Genomic DNA, 13,795 nt, shown 5'->3' with positions numbered 1-13,795 from the left:
CCAGAGGTTATCGCATCCCCGCCATAATTCCTCGCTTTTATTTATCTCCGAATTTTACTAAATCAGCAACCTGCTGCTGCATAAGGGATGATGTAGGGTAATCATCACGCCTGATAAAATTTCAGGCCTCCTCTGACAATTTTATCTGCAAGCCATTGATTTGCAGCCTGAGGACGCTCATCATCCTGCGCCATCAACGATCTTTCTGGAGACGCGTGTGTGACCACTCTCAGTAATTCACTGCTTGAAGCCGTTCTTGAGCAGGTCCGTCCGTTAGTTCATCAGGGCAAAGTCGCTAATTACATTCCGGCGCTGGCTGACGTCGCGGCCGACCATCTGGGTATAGCGGTCTGTTTACGTGATGGCACAGTTTTTCAGGCAGGCGATGCTGAAACTCGTTTTTCGATCCAGTCCATTTCGAAAGTGCTCTCACTCACCGTCGCGCTGACGCGTTATGAGGATGCGGAGATATGGCGGCGAGTGGGTAAAGAACCCTCCGGTCAGCCTTTTAATTCGCTGGTTCAGCTTGAACTGGAGCAGGGAAAACCCCGTAATCCCTTTATTAACGCCGGGGCGCTGGTGATCTGCGATTTGCTTGAAACCCGGCTGACAGCACCGCGTCAGCGTATGCTGGAAATAATCCGTCAGCTCAGTCAGCAATCGGATATTCAGTACGATCGTCACGTCGCCCGTTCTGAATACGAACACTCTGCCCGCAACGCGGCTATCGCCTGGCTGATGAAGTCATTTGGTAATTTTGACAACGACGTCACCAGCGTTATGCAGACTTATTTTCACTACTGCTCATTGTCCATGAACTGTATTGAACTGGCTCGCAGTTTTATTTATCTGGCTAATCAGGGAAAAACCCTGGATGGCGCGTCCCTGATTTCGTCCCGCCAGGCGCGGCAGATCAATGCGCTAATGATTACCAGCGGTATGTACGACGGGGCTGGCGAATTTGCCTGGCGGGTGGGCATGCCCGCCAAATCCGGGGTTGGCGGCGGTATCATTGCCGTCATTCCTGGTGAAATGAGCATCGCGGTCTGGTCACCCGGATTGGATAGCGCGGGCAATTCGTTAGCCGGCACCGCCGCGCTGGAGTGCCTGACTGACAAACTCGGCCGTTCGATATTCTGATTCAGCTCACGACATTCACGGGCCGGTTTTGCTCAAATCCCGCCAGGTTCACCATGAGTCCCTGAAGCAGATTGTGCATGCCGCTGTTACTCGCCCAGGCAATGTGCGGTGTCAGGAGAAGATTGGGGATATCGGGCTGGAGTAGAGGGTGATCCCGCGCAGGGGGTTCACTGCTGAGAACGTCCAGCGCTGCACCGGCAAGGGTGCCATTCCGCAGGGCATCTGCCAGTTGCGCCTCGTGAATTAAGCCGCCCCGCGCGGTGTTAATCAGTAACGCCTGGGGTTTCATCTTTTCCAGCGTCTCGCGATCGATCAGATGACGGGTTTGCTCGCTAAGAGGGCAGTGCAGTGAAATGATATCGCTGGAGGCCAGCATCGCATCAAAGCTGACATAGCCGTCACGGATCCTGCTGCTGTCTTTGCGTTCGGCATAAAGCACACGCATTCCCAAGGCCTGTGCCAGCCTGCCGACTGCGCTGCCGATGTCGCCCTTTCCAACAATACCCAGCGTTGCGCCAGCAATATCCTGAATCGGCGCCCGGTGCAGGCAAAAATGAGAGGATTCAGGCCAGGAGTGACGCGTGCTGTTGGCGTATTCCACGATCTGGCGCCGCAAGGCAAAAATAAAGGCTATCACGCCTTCCGAAACACTTTGCGTTGAGTAACCCGGAATGTTGCTCACCACAATGCCACGTTCTTTGCAGGCTGCAATATCAATGCAGTCATAGCCCGTTGCCGTGACACAGATGTATCGCAGGTCGGGGAGCTGTGCCAGCGTCGCCGCACGTAAGGGCACCTTGTTGGTGATGGCAATGGTCGCCCCCTTTAGCGCTGTAACGATCTCGTCTTCGGCCGTGTCCGTTCGAAATTGCCAGTCACTACACCAGGCGGGCTGAGTCGGTGGCACGGGCAATGTGTCGCCATCGAGTGTTACGATTTTCATTAGATCTCCTTTATTACGATATCACCAACAAATAATGTTATTTAAATGTACGGCATGAGTAACGATAAAGTTAACTTCAAAGCCAATTTGAGTGAATGTGTTCAAAAGGTGCGACTTTCGATGGCTTAAATGTCATTTTTTTTAACCCTTTTATCTCCGTCGCGTTACACTGCCGCCCTGAAATTGTGAATAACTATCCTGTTCTGATGATGAAATCCACCCGCTGTAAACAACAACGACTGAGCGCCTGTATTGCGATACTGGCTGTACTGCTGTTGTTTATTGCACCTGTGGTATCAAAAAATCTTGCTGAACGCCATGATGCGATGACGATGTCAGGCATGAGTGCGGATATGCCGATGATGGATCATCACAGCGATATGGCGATGACCGATCACAGTATGATGAACGACGGCCTCGCCTGCGGTTATTGCGATCTGCTGGTGCATGTTCCGTTAATGTTGTGGGTATTTATTCCCTTCATCTGGTTGATCTGCCTGACCTGTCGCGCTCCTCCGCCCCGGCACATTGCGCGCCTGGCGTTACCGCGCCTGAACGGTATTTATCGACCCCGCGCACCACCGTTGCCCCGGTTGTTTATTTCCTCGATGTGATCTTTTCTTCTTACGCCATGGCGCAGGAGGAAAAGCCCGGTATTCTGAAAATATGGAATCGCTATGACTTTTTCACGGGAAAACAATCTTCCTCAACGCGGGGCGATGTTGAATGTTCTTCGTCGTTTACATTTTTATATTGGCCTGTTTATTGCGCCCTTTATTTTTGTTGCGGCATTAACCGGCACGCTGTATGTCATCACGCCGCAGTTAGAGAACCTGATTTATAAAGATGCTCTCACCACCAACGCCCAGGGCACTGCAAAGCCGCTTTCCGATCAAATTAGTGCGGCCAGGCGTTATGCCGGTAATGCCCGGATTTATGCCGTAAGGCCCGCTCCGGGCGAACACGACACGACGCGTGTGCAGTTTTCAGAGCCGCAGTCAGGCCCTTCAGAATCGCGTTCTGTTTTTATCGATCCTTATACGCTCGCTGTAAAAGGGGACATGACGGTTTATGGCACCAGCGGCGTATTACCTCTTCGCATGTGGCTCGATCAGGTTCATCGCGGTCTGCTGCTGGGCGATGTTGGCCGTAATTACAGCGAACTGGCGGCGTCATGGTTATGGGTTGCGGCACTGGGTGGCATTCTGCTGTGGCTGGGGACGCGTCCGCGGCACAAAGTCAGACAGCCGCGTTCTGGCTTTTTATTAACGCGTTCCTGGCATATTACGCTCGGCTTAGTCCTGTCCCTTGGTCTGGTCTTTTTCTCGGTAACGGGATTAACCTGGTCACAGTGGGCAGGCAGTAATATTGATAAAATGCGCAGCGATTTTGGCTGGTTGACGCCTCAGGTCAGAACAGCGCTAAATGGCGATGCACCGGTGGTGGCTGCCGATCCTCATGCCGAACATCATGCCACGATGGACGGTATGGCAATGGGCGGCACACTGACCGGCATGCCGGGTCATAAGACCGACAAACCCGTTATCCTTAATCAGCCTGATGCTGACTGGGACAGGGTTGAGGCGGCCGCACGTAGCGCAGGTATCAAGGCGGCGAAAATTGAATTACGCCAGCCGAAAAGTGCCGGTCAGGCATGGACAGTGAGTGAGATCGATCGCCGCTGGCCAAGTCAGGTCGATTCGGTTTCCGTTAATCCTGATGACTTCAGCATTGTCGATCACGTGGAGTTTGCCCATTTTCCGCTGGTCGCGAAGCTGACACGCTGGGGCGTGGATGCACATATGGGCGTGCTGTTTGGCCTACCGAACCAACTCATCCTGGCGCTGTTTGGTACGGGGTTATGTGCGATGATCGTTCTGGGTTATCGCATGTGGTGGATTCGCCGCCCGGCATTACCGCAGGCCAATCCCGCGCAAACGCTGCTGGCAGCATGGCAGGTCTTACCGCGCTATCAGCAGGGGGCCAGCCTGATCCTGGCTCTCGCATTCGGTTATGCGCTGCCGTTGATGGGCGTGAGTTTACTGGCCTTCTTACTGCTTGATATCCAGCGCTGGCGGAAAGCACAGCGTGCTTCACGTCAGGAGGTTGTCACGCCGCTGGATAAACAGTCTCCATTGGCGATTGTTCAATCCCGGTTTGCCGTTAAGCGTAAAGAGATGCGTTATTTCCTGCGCAGCGTGGTCATTCTGGCAATTATTGTGGGAACCGTTATGGCACGCGCCATGGTGAGTGGCGTAATTGAGCAATACAATATTCCGTTCAGCGACTGGACGATAATGATGTATATCACTCAGGCCATGATGATTCTGCTTTATACCACCGTATTTACCGGCTTAATGTCGATTCCACTCTGGTATTTTTTCCTGGGTGAAAGTGACGAGCAGGGCAAGTAATAAAAATGCCCGCATTATGCGGGCGTTTGATGAATCAGAATGCATGGTAAGCCGGGTCTTTAATCATGATGGATATCGTGAACGCGTTGCAACGCGTGTTTTAACTGGCTGACATCCTCTTTTAACCAGTGCCGTTGCGTCAGAGGCAGATGATCCAGTCCTTCGGGAATCGGCACACCCTCTAACGCCCCCTCATTACAAAGCGCCCTGACCAGGGTTGCCTGCGAAACCCCTAGATAGGCTGCCATTTCAGATAATGTCATACGATCTGAGTGCATTTTTCACCTCCTGATCTTCACTTGCTGATGCATTTTTGTTCAGGCCTCCCCCGGCTATATTGATCTCAAACAGGATTGGGCATAAAACAGTTGAAAGTGAATAAAGTTGCTAAGCTGGTAACTCAGATCCTAAAAACAGGGATAAGACTGTGCAACGTTATGGATTGATGGCGCTTTTCCTCGTTTCCTGCTGGGCCAGCGCGCATAACATCGTCATCGGGCAGCCCCTTCCGTCGGTTTTTATTGCGGATAAAGGTGAAATGCGGCTGGAGGGCGGCAAGGTTAACTATCAAAAATGGAACAGCCTTTCTCTTCCGGGTCGGACACGTTTAGTTATTCATGTTGCAGGACGATTGTCGGCCAAAGAGCAGTCCGCCCCGCTTATTGCGGCCCTGCAGCGCGCCAACCTGCCACAAGACCGGTTCCAGACCACAACCATCGTGAATACAGATGATGCTTTGCCTGGCAGCAGTCTGTTTGTGATTAACAGTATCCGCTCCAGTAAAAAAGCCTCACCATGGCAACAATTTATTATCGACAGTAGCGGCGTGGCACAACATCGCTGGCAGCTTAAGCCAGAAGGTGCCGCTGTCATCGTGCTGGACCCTGATGGTCAGGTAAAGTTTGCGAAAGACACGGCGCTCAGTGCGGATGATGTTTCTCAGGTCATTGCAACATTACGTGCGCTGACAGGCTGACCCCTGGCAACCCGGTAAAGGTACCGCACGGTCTGCCAATCCGACGGAGGTTTATGAATTTTCCACCTTTTCCACAAGCTCAACTAGTATTAACGATGTGGATTTAGCAAAAAAAACCTGTAACCCTAAATGTAAAATAACGGGTAAGCCTGCCAACCATGTTATGGCAGATTAAGCGTCTTTTTGAAGGGCACCGCATCTTTCGCGTTGCCGTAAATGTATCCGTTTATAAGGACAGCCCGAATGACGGTCTGCGCAAAAAAACACGTTCATCTCACTCGCGATGCTGCGGAGCAGTTACTGGCTGATATTGATCGACGCCTTGATCAGTTATTGCCCGTGGAGGGAGAACGGGATGTTGTGGGTGCCGCGATGCGTGAAGGTGCGCTGGCACCGGGAAAACGTATTCGCCCCATGTTGCTGTTGCTGACCGCCCGCGATCTGGGTTGCGCTGTCAGCCATGACGGATTACTGGATTTGGCCTGTGCGGTGGAAATGGTCCACGCGGCTTCGCTGATCCTTGACGATATGCCCTGCATGGACGATGCGAAGCTGCGGCGCGGACGCCCTACCATTCATTCTCATTACGGAGAGCATGTGGCAATACTGGCGGCGGTTGCCTTGCTGAGTAAAGCCTTTGGCGTAATTGCCGATGCAGATGGCCTCACGCCGCTGGCAAAAAATCGGGCGGTTTCTGAACTGTCAAACGCCATCGGCATGCAAGGATTGGTTCAGGGTCAGTTCAAGGACCTGTCTGAAGGGGATAAGCCGCGCAGCGCTGAAGCTATTCTGATGACGAATCACTTTAAAACCAGCACGCTGTTTTGTGCCTCCATGCAGATGGCCTCGATTGTTGCGAATGCCTCCAGCGAAGCGCGTGATTGCCTGCATCGTTTTTCACTTGATCTTGGTCAGGCATTTCAACTACTGGACGATTTGACCGATGGCATGACCGACACCGGTAAGGATAGCAATCAGGACGCCGGTAAATCGACGCTGGTCAATCTGTTAGGCCCGAGGGCGGTTGAAGAACGTCTGAGACAACATCTTCATCTTGCCAGTGAGCATCTCTCTGCGGCCTGCCAACACGGGCACGCCACTCAACATTTTATTCAGGCCTGGTTTGACAAAAAACTCGCTGCCGTCAGTTAAGGATGCTGCATGAGCCATTTCGCGGCGATCGCACCGCCTTTTTACAGCCATGTTCGCGCATTACAGAATCTCGCTCAGGAACTGGTCGCGCGCGGTCATCGGGTGACCTTTATTCAGCAATACGATATTAAACACTTGATCGATAGCGAAACCATTGGATTTCATTCCGTCGGGACAGACAGCCATCCCCCCGGCGCGTTAACGCGCGTGCTACACCTGGCGGCTCATCCTCTGGGGCCGTCAATGCTGAAGCTCATCAATGAAATGGCGCGCACCACCGATATGCTGTGCCGCGAACTCCCCCAGGCATTTAACGATCTGGCGATAGATGGCGTCATTGTTGATCAAATGGAACCGGCAGGCGCGCTCGTTGCTGAAGCACTGGGACTGCCGTTTATCTCCGTAGCCTGCGCGCTGCCTCTCAATCGTGAACCGGATATGCCCCTGGCGGTTATGCCTTTCGAATACGGGACCAGCGACGCGGCTCGCGAACGTTATGCCGCCAGTGAAAAAATTTATGACTGGCTAATGCGTCGTCATGACCGTGTCATTGCCGAACACAGCCACAGAATGGGCTTAGCCCCCCGGCAAAAGCTTCACCAGTGTTTTTCGCCACTGGCGCAAATCAGCCAGCTTGTTCCTGAACTGGATTTTCCCCGCAAAGCGTTACCGGCTTGTTTTCATGCCGTCGGGCCTTTGCGCGAAACGCACGCACCGTCAACGTCTTCATCCCGTTATTTTACATCCTCAGAAAAACCCCGGATCTTCGCCTCGCTGGGCACGCTTCAGGGACACCGTTATGGGCTGTTTAAAACGATAGTGAAAGCCTGTGAAGAAATTGACGGTCAGCTCCTGTTAGCCCACTGTGGTCGTCTTACGGACTCTCAGAGTGAAGAACTGGCGCGAAGCCGTCATACACAGGTGGTGGATTTTGCCGATCAGTCAGCCGCGCTGTCACAGGCGCAGCTGGCGATCACCCACGGCGGAATGAATACGGTACTGGACGCGATTAATTACCGGACGCCCCTTTTAGCGCTTCCACTGGCCTTTGATCAGCCCGGCGTCGCGTCACGCATCGTTTATCACGGCATCGGCAAGCGTGCTTCCCGCTTTACCACCAGCCATGCTTTGGCTCGTCAGATGCGTTCATTGCTGACCAACGTCGACTTTCAGCAGCGCATGGCGAAGATCCAGACCGCCCTTCGTTTGGCAGGGGGCACCATGGCCGCTGCCGATATCATTGAGCAGGTTATGCGCACCGGTCAGCCTGTCTTAAGTGGGAGCGGCTATGCAACCGCATTATGATCTGATTCTCGTGGGGGCTGGACTCGCGAATGGCCTTATCGCCCTGCGTCTTCAGCAACAGCAACCTGATATGCGTATTTTGCTTATCGACGCCGCACCCCAGGCGGGCGGGAATCATACGTGGTCATTTCACCACGATGATTTGACTGAGAGCCAACATCGCTGGATAGCTCCGCTGGTGGTTCATCACTGGCCCGACTATCAGGTGCGCTTTCCCACACGCCGTCGTAAGCTGAACAGCGGCTACTTCTGTATTACTTCTCAGCGTTTCGCTGAGGTTTTACAGCGACAGTTTGGCCCGCACTTGTGGATGGATACCGCGGTCGCAGAGGTTAATGCGGAATCTGTTCGGTTGAAAAAGGGTCAGGTTATCGGTGCACGCGCGGTGATTGACGGGCGGGGTTATGCGGCAAACTCAGCACTGAGCGTGGGCTTCCAGGCGTTTATTGGCCAGGAATGGCGATTGAGCCAACCGCATGGTTTATCGTCTCCCATTATCATGGATGCCACGGTCGATCAGCAAAATGGTTATCGCTTCGTGTACAGCCTGCCGCTCTCGCCGACCAGATTGTTAATTGAAGACACGCACTATATCGATAATGCGACATTAGATCCTGAACGCGCGCGGCAAAATATTTGCGACTATGCCGCGCAACAGGGTTGGCAGCTTCAGACATTGCTGCGTGAAGAACAGGGCGCCTTACCCATCACCCTGTCGGGCAATGCCGAGGCATTCTGGCAGCAGCGCCCCCTGGCCTGTAGTGGATTACGTGCCGGTCTGTTCCATCCTACCACCGGCTATTCACTGCCGCTGGCGGTTGACGTGGCCGACCGCCTGAGCGCACTTGATGTCTTTACATCGGCCTCAATTCACCAGGCCATTACGCATTTTGCCCGCGAGCGCTGGCAGCAGCAGCGCTTTTTCCGCATGCTGAATCGCATGCTGTTTTTAGCCGGGCCCGCCGATTCACGCTGGCGGGTTATGCAGCGTTTTTATGGTTTACCTGAAGATTTAATTGCCCGTTTTTATGCGGGAAAACTCACGCTGACCGATCGGCTACGTATTCTGAGCGGCAAGCCGCCTGTTCCGGTATTAGCAGCATTGCAAGCCATTATGACGACTCATCGTTAAAGAGCGACTACATGAAACCAACTACGGTAATTGGTGCAGGCTTCGGTGGCCTGGCACTGGCAATTCGTCTACAGGCTGCGGGGATCCCCGTCTTACTGCTTGAACAACGTGATAAACCCGGCGGTCGGGCTTATGTCTACGAGGATCAGGGGTTTACCTTTGATGCAGGCCCGACGGTTATCACCGATCCCAGTGCCATTGAAGAACTGTTTGCACTGGCAGGAAAACAGTTAAAAGAGTATGTCGAACTGCTGCCGGTTACGCCGTTTTACCGCCTGTGTTGGGAGTCAGGGAAGGTCTTTAATTACGATAACGATCAAACCCGGCTCGAAGCGCAGATTCAGCAGTTTAATCCCCGCGATGTCGAAGGTTATCGTCAGTTTCTGGACTATTCACGCGCGGTGTTTAAAGAAGGCTATCTGAAGCTCGGTACTGTCCCTTTTTTATCGTTCAGAGACATGCTTCGCGCCGCACCTCAACTGGCGAAACTGCAGGCATGGAGAAGCGTTTACAGTAAGGTTGCCAGTTACATCGAAGATGAACATCTGCGCCAGGCGTTTTCTTTCCACTCGCTGTTGGTGGGCGGCAATCCCTTCGCCACCTCATCCATTTATACGTTGATACACGCGCTGGAGCGTGAGTGGGGCGTCTGGTTTCCGCGTGGCGGCACCGGCGCATTAGTTCAGGGGATGATAAAGCTGTTTCAGGATCTGGGTGGTGAAGTCGTGTTAAACGCCAGAGTCAGCCATATGGAAACGACAGGAAACAAGATTGAAGCCGTGCATTTAGAGGACGGTCGCAGGTTCCTGACGCAAGCCGTCGCGTCAAATGCAGATGTGGTTCATACCTATCGCGACCTGTTAAGCCAGCACCCTGCCGCGGTTAAGCAGTCCAACAAACTGCAGACTAAGCGTATGAGTAACTCTCTGTTTGTGCTCTATTTTGGTTTGAATCACCATCATGATCAGCTCGCGCATCACACGGTTTGTTTCGGCCCGCGTTACCGCGAACTGATTGACGAGATTTTTAATCATGATGGCCTCGCAGAGGACTTCTCACTTTATCTACACGCGCCCTGTGTCACGGATTCGTCACTGGCGCCTGAAGGTTGCGGCAGTTACTATGTGTTGGCGCCGGTGCCGCATTTAGGCACCGCGAACCTCGACTGGACGGTTGAGGGGCCAAAACTACGCGACCGTATTTTTGAGTACCTTGAGCAGCATTACATGCCTGGCTTACGGAGTCAGCTGGTCACGCACCGGATGTTTACGCCGTTTGATTTTCGCGACCAGCTTAATGCCTATCAGGGCTCAGCCTTTTCTGTGGAGCCCGTTCTTACCCAGAGCGCCTGGTTTCGGCCGCATAACCGCGATAAAACCATTACTAATCTCTACCTGGTCGGCGCAGGCACGCATCCCGGCGCAGGCATTCCTGGCGTCATCGGCTCGGCAAAAGCGACAGCAGGTCTGATGCTGGAGGATCTGATTTGAATAATCCGTCGTTACTCAATCATGCGGTCGAAACGATGGCAGTTGGCTCGAAAAGTTTTGCGACAGCCTCAAAGTTATTTGATGCAAAAACCCGGCGCAGCGTACTGATGCTCTACGCCTGGTGCCGCCATTGTGACGATGTTATTGACGATCAGACGCTGGGCTTCCAGGCCCGGCAGCCAGCCTTACAAACGCCCGAACAACGTCTGATGCAACTTGAGATGAAAACGCGCCAGGCCTATGCAGGATCGCAGATGCACGAACCGGCGTTTGCGGCTTTTCAGGAAGTGGCTATGGCTCATGATATCGCCCCGGCTTACGCGTTTGATCATCTGGAAGGCTTCGCCATGGATGTACGCGAAGCGCAATACAGCCAACTGGACGATACGCTGCGCTATTGCTATCACGTTGCAGGCGTAGTCGGCTTGATGATGGCGCAAATCATGGGCGTACGGGATAACGCCACGCTGGACCGCGCCTGTGACCTTGGGCTGGCATTTCAGTTGACCAATATTGCTCGCGATATTGTGGACGATGCGCATGCGGGCCGCTGTTATCTGCCGGCAAGCTGGCTGGAGCATGAAGGTCTGAACAAAGCGAATTATGCGGCACCTGAAAACCGTCAGGCGCTGAGCCGTATCGCCCGTCGTTTGGTGCAGGAAGCAGAACCTTACTATTTGTCTGCCACAGCGGGCCTGGCTGGGTTGCCCCTGCGTTCGGCCTGGGCAATCGCTACGGCGAAGCAGGTTTACCGGAAAATAGGTGTCAAAGTTGAACAGGCCGGTCAGCAAGCCTGGGATCAGCGGCAGTCAACGACCACGCCCGAAAAATTAACGCTGCTGCTGGCCGCCTCTGGTCAGGCCCTTACTTCCCGGATGCGGGCTCATCCTCCCCGCCCTGCGCATCTCTGGCAGCGCCCGCTCTAGCGCCATGTCTTTCCCGGAGCGTCGCCTGAAGTTTTGACAGGGGCGGCGCATAGAGGAAGCCAAAAGAAACACAACCTTCTTTGCCCCTGACGGCGTGATGCATACGGTGCGCCATATACAACCGTTTGAGGTAGCCCTTGCGTGGAATATAGCGGAATGGCCAACGTTGATGCACCAGCCCGTCGTGCACCATAAAATAGAGTAATCCATACGCCGTCATACCTGCGCCAATCCACTGGAGCGGCCACATTCCTGTACTGCCCAGATAAATCAGCAGGATCGATAATGCAGCAAAAACCACGGCATAAAGATCGTTAACTTCAAACGCACCTTTACGCGGTTCATGATGTGAAAGATGCCATCCCCAACCCCAGCCGTGCATGATGTATTTGTGTGCCAGTGCAGCAACCACTTCCATGCCAATCACGGTAACGAAAACGATCAGGGCATTCCAAATCCACAACATAATTTCTCCGGTAGAGACGTCTGGCAGCAGGCTTAAGGATTCAATTTTAACAGAGATTAGCCGATCTGGCGGCGGGAAGGGAAAAAGGCGCGCCAGAAAGGCGCGCCAGGGATCAGAAGTCGGCTTTCAGAACCACACGGTAGTTGGCTTTACCTGCACGAACATGGTCCAGTGCATCGTTGATTTTCGACATCGGGAAGTACTCCACTGTCGGCGCAATATCTGTACGGCCAGCCAGCTTCAGCAGTGAACGCAGCTGCGCAGGTGAACCGGTTGAAGAACCCGTCACGGCGCGGTCGCCTAAAATCAGGCTGAAAGCCGGCACGTCAAACGGCTTCAGTACGGCACCCACGGTATGGAACTTACCGCGAGGCGCCAGGGCCGCAAAGTAGGGTTGCCAGTCGAGATCGACGGCGACCGTGCTGATAATCAGGTCAAACTGGCCCGCCAGGCTTTTTAAAGCTTCCGGATCGCGGCTGTTCACCACATGATCGGCGCCCATGTCCAGAATAGCCTGCTTCTTATTGGCCGAAGAACTGAACGCCGTCACTTCTGCGCCCATCGCGTGCAGAATCTTTATGGCGATGTGGCCCAGACCACCAATACCGATCACGCCGACGCGGCTCATCGCGGTAATGTTATGCATAAGTAAGGGTTTAAAGACGGTAATCCCACCACACAGCAGAGGGCCGGCCGTGGCCGCATCCAGCTTTTCAGGTAATGGGATAACCCACTGCCAGTTGGCGCGCAGTTTGTCAGCAAAGCCCCCATTGTTGCCAATCGTGGTTGTGGTGCCATTGGCGCAGTTGACGTGATCGCCGCTGATGCAGGGATCGCAATGCTGGCAGCTCTTGGCTGTCCAGCCGATGCCCACGCGCTGTCCCACTTTCAGGCCTTTCGTTTTGGCACTTTCGCCAAGCGCAGCCACGCGTCCAATCACTTCATGGCCGGCAACAACGGGATACGCGGAAATTCCCCATTCGTTATCGATCATCGACAGATCTGAGTGGCATACGCCGCAGTATTCAACTTCAACTTCTACATCTTCAGCGTCTAACGGGCCGGGATCATAGTCGTAACGCTCCAGTGCTTGTCCCGCCTGCATGGCTGCGTAACTCTTAATTGTCATTCTGTACCTCATTTAACGCGTTGTTTTGGCGGTCAGCGTATTTGCAACTGTCACGAACTGACCGCCGCCAAGATGATGTAAAGTGTGTAGCGCTGAGTTGCTGTCATCGAAATGCCAGCGACCATCGTAAAAAACCCGATTGTCTGCCGCAGCGGTGACCACTTCACCAAACAGCGTGTCGTACGCCTGCTGCGCTTCGGTTTCAGGTAACAGACGGCATTCCATCCACGCTACACAGCTCTCCTCCAACAGAGGCACACCGAAGTGCTGACTCTCGCTGGCCTGAATATCAAAAGCCGCAAATTTATCCTGGTCGCGCCCGGTCGTGCTGCCAACGGCATAAGCCAGATCGACAAATTGCGCGGCAGGGACACAAATACCAAATGCACCACTGGCTTCAATCAGCTCACGTGACCAGGTCGATTTATCCACAATAATCGCTACCCGCGGCGGCGAAAATTCGACGGGAACGGACCAGGCTGCGGCCATGATGTTGCGACGCTGTGACTGACTATCCCGACTGGTTATTAATATAGTCGGTCCGTGGTTCAGCAAACGGCTTGCGTGTTCCAGCGCGACAGGACGAAAGTGCGACATTCGAAAATCCTTAATGACTGGGTCAGGCAATATAACGCCAGTACACCCGGTTTGCAGGTTGATGAACCCGGTACTCTAGCGGTTTTTATCTCAGATGAACTTGCCGCTTTGTGCCTTAGCTTGAC

Annotated in this window: 14 protein-coding genes; 9 read left to right on the top strand and 5 right to left on the bottom strand. The window is 53.6% G+C overall.

Going from position 1 to position 13,795, the window contains the following annotated elements:
• The first annotated feature begins 219 nt into the window (after nucleotides 1–219).
• Entirely contained in the window at nucleotides 220–1,140 is a 921-nt protein-coding gene (gene glsB, locus P9J57_RS21265) for a glutaminase B (protein ID WP_014598235.1), read from the top strand.
• 1 nt (nucleotide 1,141) lies between these two features.
• Here glsB and P9J57_RS21260 read toward each other — a convergent pair whose 3' ends face one another.
• Nucleotides 1,142–2,083, bottom strand: coding sequence for a D-2-hydroxyacid dehydrogenase (locus P9J57_RS21260; RefSeq protein ID WP_013027987.1), 942 nt, complete (start codon nucleotides 2,081–2,083; stop codon nucleotides 1,142–1,144).
• Nucleotides 2,084–2,268: 185 nt separating this feature from the next.
• Here P9J57_RS21260 and P9J57_RS21255 point away from each other — a divergent pair, with 185 nt between their 5' ends.
• A complete protein-coding gene (locus tag P9J57_RS21255) occupies nucleotides 2,269–2,697 on the top strand; it encodes a DUF2946 domain-containing protein (protein WP_024471501.1) in 429 nt (142 codons plus the stop codon).
• 63 nt (nucleotides 2,698–2,760) lie between these two features.
• The gene (locus tag P9J57_RS21250; RefSeq protein ID WP_207806231.1) at nucleotides 2,761–4,497 is read left to right on the top strand and encodes a DUF2534 family protein; all 1,737 of its coding nucleotides are present in this window, start codon (nucleotides 2,761–2,763) and stop codon (nucleotides 4,495–4,497) included.
• A gap of 59 nt (nucleotides 4,498–4,556) precedes the next feature.
• Here P9J57_RS21250 and P9J57_RS21245 read toward each other — a convergent pair whose 3' ends face one another.
• Nucleotides 4,557–4,775 carry a MerR family transcriptional regulator gene (locus P9J57_RS21245; RefSeq protein WP_042676311.1) on the bottom strand — a complete coding sequence of 73 codons (219 nt, stop codon included), beginning with the start codon at nucleotides 4,773–4,775 and terminating at the stop codon, nucleotides 4,557–4,559.
• Nucleotides 4,776–4,924: 149 nt separating this feature from the next.
• Between P9J57_RS21245 and P9J57_RS21240 the strand changes: the two genes are divergently transcribed.
• From P9J57_RS21240 to crtB, 6 genes are all read left to right on the top strand, one after another.
• Nucleotides 4,925–5,473 carry a YtfJ family protein gene (locus tag P9J57_RS21240; RefSeq protein ID WP_207806232.1) on the top strand — a complete coding sequence of 183 codons (549 nt, stop codon included), beginning with the start codon at nucleotides 4,925–4,927 and terminating at the stop codon, nucleotides 5,471–5,473.
• A 243-nt stretch (nucleotides 5,474–5,716) separates the two neighbouring features.
• Nucleotides 5,717–6,625: a polyprenyl synthetase family protein gene (locus tag P9J57_RS21235; protein WP_014333254.1), complete on the top strand. Its 909-nt coding sequence runs from the start codon at nucleotides 5,717–5,719 to the stop codon at nucleotides 6,623–6,625.
• Between the two features lie 9 nt (nucleotides 6,626–6,634).
• The gene (locus P9J57_RS21230; protein ID WP_019105893.1) at nucleotides 6,635–7,930 is read left to right on the top strand and encodes a glycosyltransferase; all 1,296 of its coding nucleotides are present in this window, start codon (nucleotides 6,635–6,637) and stop codon (nucleotides 7,928–7,930) included.
• A complete protein-coding gene (crtY, locus tag P9J57_RS21225) occupies nucleotides 7,914–9,062 on the top strand; it encodes a lycopene beta-cyclase CrtY (protein WP_105088750.1) in 1,149 nt (382 codons plus the stop codon). Before P9J57_RS21230 ends, crtY begins: the two co-directional genes overlap by 17 nt.
• Before the next feature lie 11 nt (nucleotides 9,063–9,073).
• Nucleotides 9,074–10,552 carry a phytoene desaturase gene (locus tag P9J57_RS21220; protein WP_029571298.1) on the top strand — a complete coding sequence of 493 codons (1,479 nt, stop codon included), beginning with the start codon at nucleotides 9,074–9,076 and terminating at the stop codon, nucleotides 10,550–10,552.
• Nucleotides 10,549–11,478: a 15-cis-phytoene synthase CrtB gene (gene crtB, locus P9J57_RS21215; RefSeq protein WP_105080745.1), complete on the top strand. Its 930-nt coding sequence runs from the start codon at nucleotides 10,549–10,551 to the stop codon at nucleotides 11,476–11,478. The genes P9J57_RS21220 and crtB overlap by 4 nt, the downstream gene beginning before the upstream one ends.
• Here crtB and P9J57_RS21210 read toward each other — a convergent pair.
• The 3 genes from P9J57_RS21210 to P9J57_RS21200 all read right to left on the bottom strand — a co-directional run bounded on the left by P9J57_RS21210 (nucleotide 11,417) and on the right by P9J57_RS21200 (nucleotide 13,670).
• Nucleotides 11,417–11,944, bottom strand: a complete 528-nt coding sequence (locus P9J57_RS21210) for a sterol desaturase family protein (protein ID WP_013027996.1) — start codon at nucleotides 11,942–11,944, stop codon at nucleotides 11,417–11,419. The genes crtB and P9J57_RS21210 overlap by 62 nt on opposite strands.
• A gap of 112 nt (nucleotides 11,945–12,056) precedes the next feature.
• A complete protein-coding gene (gene ahr, locus P9J57_RS21205; protein WP_014333258.1) occupies nucleotides 12,057–13,073 on the bottom strand; it encodes an NADPH-dependent aldehyde reductase Ahr in 1,017 nt (338 codons plus the stop codon).
• A gap of 12 nt (nucleotides 13,074–13,085) precedes the next feature.
• Complete coding sequence (locus tag P9J57_RS21200) at nucleotides 13,086–13,670, bottom strand: flavin reductase family protein (protein WP_014333259.1); 585 nt, start codon at nucleotides 13,668–13,670, stop codon at nucleotides 13,086–13,088.
• Between the last annotated feature and the right edge of the window lie 125 nt (nucleotides 13,671–13,795).

This window comes from Pantoea sp. nfd-35, from assembly GCF_056892255.1.
This window is presented reverse-complemented; position numbering and strand designations above follow the sequence as displayed.

Bases quoted from the DNA above. Each gene is read 5' to 3' on its own strand.
- P9J57_RS21200 (WP_014333259.1), bottom strand. From the start codon at position 13,670: ATGTCGCACTTTCGTCCTGTCGCGCTGGAACACGCAAGCCGTTTGCTG.
- P9J57_RS21245 (WP_042676311.1), bottom strand. From the start codon at position 4,775: ATGCACTCAGATCGTATGACATTATCTGAAATGGCAGCCTATCTAGGG.
- P9J57_RS21210 (WP_013027996.1), bottom strand. From the start codon at position 11,944: ATGTTGTGGATTTGGAATGCCCTGATCGTTTTCGTTACCGTGATTGGC.
- P9J57_RS21250 (WP_207806231.1), top strand. From the start codon at position 2,761: ATGACTTTTTCACGGGAAAACAATCTTCCTCAACGCGGGGCGATGTTG.
- P9J57_RS21235 (WP_014333254.1), top strand. From the start codon at position 5,717: ATGACGGTCTGCGCAAAAAAACACGTTCATCTCACTCGCGATGCTGCG.
- crtY (WP_105088750.1), top strand. From the start codon at position 7,914: ATGCAACCGCATTATGATCTGATTCTCGTGGGGGCTGGACTCGCGAAT.
- P9J57_RS21230 (WP_019105893.1), top strand. From the start codon at position 6,635: ATGAGCCATTTCGCGGCGATCGCACCGCCTTTTTACAGCCATGTTCGC.
- P9J57_RS21260 (WP_013027987.1), bottom strand. From the start codon at position 2,083: ATGAAAATCGTAACACTCGATGGCGACACATTGCCCGTGCCACCGACT.
- P9J57_RS21220 (WP_029571298.1), top strand. From the start codon at position 9,074: ATGAAACCAACTACGGTAATTGGTGCAGGCTTCGGTGGCCTGGCACTG.
- ahr (WP_014333258.1), bottom strand. From the start codon at position 13,073: ATGACAATTAAGAGTTACGCAGCCATGCAGGCGGGACAAGCACTGGAG.